This window comes from Syntrophomonas sp. UBA5494 (assembly GCF_002426325.1).
In genome coordinates this window covers 1-1,504 of the sequence record NZ_DIPG01000079.1, presented here as the reverse complement: position 1 = coordinate 1,504, position 1,504 = coordinate 1, and the positions used below count along the sequence as shown (strand labels likewise).

Below are 1,504 nucleotides of genomic sequence, written 5' to 3'. Positions count from 1 at the left end.
GCCGCCTCCCAGCACCCGGTCCAATTCCGTTATACCGGTGGACACCCGGAATATGTCACTATCCGAAATACCGCTTAAAGCAACCGCCTGTGCTCTCGGATGGGAAGCAGTTGCGGTCTGTCTATTGACGGTCTCTTCCTGCAGCGTGTTCCACTCCCCGCAGCCCGGACACTTGCCCATCCATTTATTTGTCTCGTATCCGCAGGCGGGACAAACAAATTTGGTTATAGTCTTGCCCATAAATAACTCCTCAACCTTAATTATAATACGGGAAACCGACCTTTTGTTTACATTATAAATATTTTTTTACAATTAATGTATCAGCAAAGGGGGATCACCCTTTAACCGGGCTTCCCCCCGCTATTTATATACTTTATTTCTTGCCTACCACAATAGTCTTATCCCGGGCGTCAACTAAAATGTGGTCTCCCGGCTCCACCGTTTTTTTCAGTATCTCCTCTGAAATAGCGTCTTCCACCAGTTTTTGAATGGCCCGTTTCAGAGGCCGGGCTCCATAAGCCGGTTCATAGCCCTCTTTTAATATCACCGCTCTGGCTTCATCGGTCAACTCCAGTTTAAAGCCGTTTTCTTCCATGCGCCGGGCCAGATCTTTTAGAAGCAGGTCTACGATTTCCTTCAGCTGCTGGTCATTTAAACTCTGGAATACAATCATCTCATCCACCCGGTTCAGGAACTCGGGTCTGAAAGTATGCTTCATCTGTTCCATGACCCGTTCTTTCATGCGGTTGTAATCTTCGGCTTCATCTATTATACGATTAAAACCTACGGTCTTATTTCTTTGCAGGGTCTCAGCCCCTACATTGGAGGTCATAATCACCACCGTGTTCCGGAAATCCACCGTGCGGCCCTGTCCATCCGTCAGTCTGCCGTCTTCCAGCACCTGTAATAAAATATTAAAGACGTCGGGATGAGCTTTCTCAACTTCATCCAATAAAATAACACTGTAAGGTTTTCTGCGCACTTTCTCGGTCAGCTGCCCGCCTTCATCAAAGCCCACATAACCCGGAGGGGACCCGATCATGCGGGATACAGCATGTTTCTCCATGTATTCCGACATATCCAACCGTACAATAGCATCTTCACTGCCGAACATAGCTTCGGCCAGAGCCCGGGCCAGTTCGGTTTTTCCTACTCCGGTAGGTCCAAGGAAGATAAAGGAGCCGATCGGCCGTTTGGGATTCTTAAGCCCGGCCCTGGCCCTTCTCACTGCCCGGGCTACCGCCTCGACCGCCTTTTCCTGTCCCGCCACCCGCTGGTGTATGACCGATTCCAGGTTAACCAGGCGTTCACTTTCTTCTTCGGCCAGTTTGCTGACCGGTACCCCGGTCCAGTCCGCTACGATGGCAGCTACATCGACATCGGTGATGGAGCTGGCCTGCAGGGTGCGTTTATTCATCCAATCTTTGCGCCGGTTTTCTATCTCGTCCTTCAGGGTTTGTTCTTCATCCCTTAAGCGGGCGGCTTTTTCATATTCCTGGGCATT

The 1,504-nt window shown here is 50.1% G+C and carries 1 protein-coding gene and 1 pseudogene; both read right to left on the bottom strand.

Translation table 11 applies throughout. The features are described 5' to 3' along the window. Positions 1-240: pseudogene (locus B3W37_RS08810) on the bottom strand (DNA repair protein RadA); the annotation flags it as partial. A 133-nt stretch (positions 241-373) separates the two neighbouring features. Beyond that, positions 374-1,504 (bottom strand): AAA family ATPase (locus tag B3W37_RS08805; RefSeq protein ID WP_483175423.1); only part of this gene is annotated, 1,131 nt, incomplete at its 5' end.